The sequence below is a fragment of the Calothrix sp. CBUCES-K 9914 genome (genome assembly GCF_059640475.1).
In genome coordinates, this window is sequence record NZ_JBXXZH010000508.1 from 1 (window position 1) to 2,260 (window position 2,260).

Below are 2,260 nucleotides of genomic sequence, written 5' to 3' on the forward strand. Positions count from 1 at the left end.
CACTATTTCACGCATTTTGAGGCGCCAATAAATTGGAGTAGGGTGCGTGAAAGCTATTACTATCAATCAATAAGCACACAAAATACAGTGCTTTCACGCACCATAAACATCGTTAAGTAAGTGCCATTCCACCCTACCAATTGGGAAGAGCGCCCATATTTATCTGAAGCGGTAGCCAACACCTGTGTTAACGCTAACGGCAGAAGCAGGGCTATTTTTATAAGCGTTGACACCAACAGTCGCGTTGCTATAGATGAGGAAATTCTTAGCTACTTCTGACTCAACACCAGCTACAACAGCAATACCATCTTTGTTGCCGCTAGGAGTTGGTTTGCCATCTTCTTCAACAAATTGATAACCACCACCAACATAGACGTTAGTACCCTTTGCGACGGGTACGTCTACAGTTACGTGAGGAATAATTGCGCTGGTTTGGTCGCTGAAGTTAACTTGACCACGCGCGGAAAATGGTGAATTACCCAACTTAGCACGACCGACAATATTACCACCGAAAGTTGCTGCGTCTCCATTTTGACCACCGTTGGTAACACCAGCAGCAACACCAACACCAACATAGCTTGCGTCAGTACCTTTTTTAGACTCTGCCGAAGCAGAACCAGCAGACATAAAAATGGGAGCAATTGCTAAAGCGGACAATGCAGAAATTGTCACAAAAGACTTCATCACACCTTTCATATTTTTAACCTAATTTGTAAGTATCGCTTTATATTCAAGGTCGAAAAAAATACTAAAAGGTTCCAGTCATTTTTCAGCTTTTCTAAGGTCTAATTTGTAATTTATAAACAGTAACAGTCAGTAAATAATATTACAAAAATATTAGTAATACAGTCTTTTAGCGAAAACACAGGATAATTAGATGTTTTAGATGACACTTTTTTTTCTGTCACACTTTCAGGAACAAATAAGTTATAAATGATACGCAGTAGTTGAGGAGCAAAAATGTTAAGTACAAATAAAGTTTTATCTGGTTTAATAGGTGTTTGTGTTGGTGATGCTTTAGGGGTTCCTGTAGAATTTACAAATCGTGCCCAAAGAACAGCATTGCCTGTAACATCAATGCAGGGTTACGGCACCTGGGATCAACCACCTGGTACATGGTCGGATGATAGTTCGTTGACTTTTTGCTTGGCAGAAAGTTTGTGTAATGGGTTTTCCCTTGATGCTATAGCAAAGTCGTTTTGGCAGTGGTATCACGAAAGCTATTGGACTGCTAGAGGGGAAGTGTTTGACGTTGGCAATACTACGTTTATGGCTATTGTAAATTGGAAGCAAGGCGCCTCACCCGTAGACGCAGGAGGTAAAACTGAGAACAGTAATGGAAATGGGTCGTTGATGCGAATTTTGCCAATGGCTTATTTATATAGAGAATTAGAATTTTCTGAATTAATCAAACGGGTACATCAAGTATCATGTATTACTCATGCTCACCCTAGGTCACAAATTGCGTGCGGTATCTACACCAGTATTGCTGTGGCTTTACTAAAAGGTGCCGAACCTCATAAAGCTTACCAAGAAGGTTTGTCCAAAGTTGAGAACATTTATAGTAGTTCTGAGTATAGTACACAGATGCAGCATTTCGAGCGAGTCTTTAACGGCGCCATTGATAAACTACCAATAGAGGAAATTAGTTCGGATGGATATGTAATTGATACACTCGAAGCATCACTGTGGTGCTTTTTAAATAGTTCTTCTTATTCTGAAGCTGTACTTAAAGCAGTAAATTTGGGATATGACACTGATACAACAGCAGCAGTGACGGGTGGGTTAGCAGGTATTTATTATGGTGTGGAAAATATACCCCAAGATTGGATAGACCAAATCGCGCGTAAAGATGACATTATTGATTTAGTAAATCGATTTACAAAAGCATTAAATTATAAGTAAGGCTTCTCTCTAGTATGCGTTAAAATTCCTAGAGGATAAATCGCATACAAATATATCCTCTAGGAAAATCTTTATAAATAGTGGTTCGTGTCATTAATTTTGACATGTTGGGTAGGGTGTGTCAAAGCCGTTACAATTTTCAATATCACGAAAAATCATGTGCTTCGACGCACCACAGAGAATGACGGTGTGTGACGCTAGAAAGAACTTCGACGTAGCAATAGGACTTGTAGCGTCACACACCCTACTATAGAATGGCACTATTTCACGCATTTTGAGGCGCCAACGCGCATTGGGTAGGGTGCTTTCAAGCTATTACTATCAAGCAATGTAACGCCAAATACAGTGCTTTCAC

2 protein-coding genes are annotated in these 2,260 nt (G+C 39.9%); one reads left to right on the forward strand and one right to left on the reverse strand.

Annotated features, from left to right (window positions below; translation table 11 throughout):
- Positions 1-159: 159 nt before the first annotated feature.
- The gene (locus AC2JBO_RS44575) at positions 160-696 is read right to left on the reverse strand and encodes a putative outer membrane beta-barrel protein (RefSeq protein ID WP_496960023.1); all 537 of its coding nucleotides are present in this window, start codon (positions 694-696) and stop codon (positions 160-162) included.
- 264 nt (positions 697-960) lie between these two features.
- Between AC2JBO_RS44575 and AC2JBO_RS44580 the strand changes: the two genes are divergently transcribed.
- Positions 961-1,905 carry an ADP-ribosylglycohydrolase family protein gene (locus tag AC2JBO_RS44580; protein ID WP_496960024.1) on the forward strand — a complete coding sequence of 315 codons (945 nt, stop codon included), beginning with the start codon at positions 961-963 and terminating at the stop codon, positions 1,903-1,905.
- The last annotated feature ends 355 nt before the right edge of the window (positions 1,906-2,260 follow it).

Coding starts and splice junctions, on each gene's coding strand:
- AC2JBO_RS44580 (WP_496960024.1), top strand. CDS start 961: ATGTTAAGTACAAATAAAGTTTTATCTGGTTTAATAGGTGTTTGTGTT.
- AC2JBO_RS44575 (WP_496960023.1), bottom strand. CDS start 696: ATGAAAGGTGTGATGAAGTCTTTTGTGACAATTTCTGCATTGTCCGCT.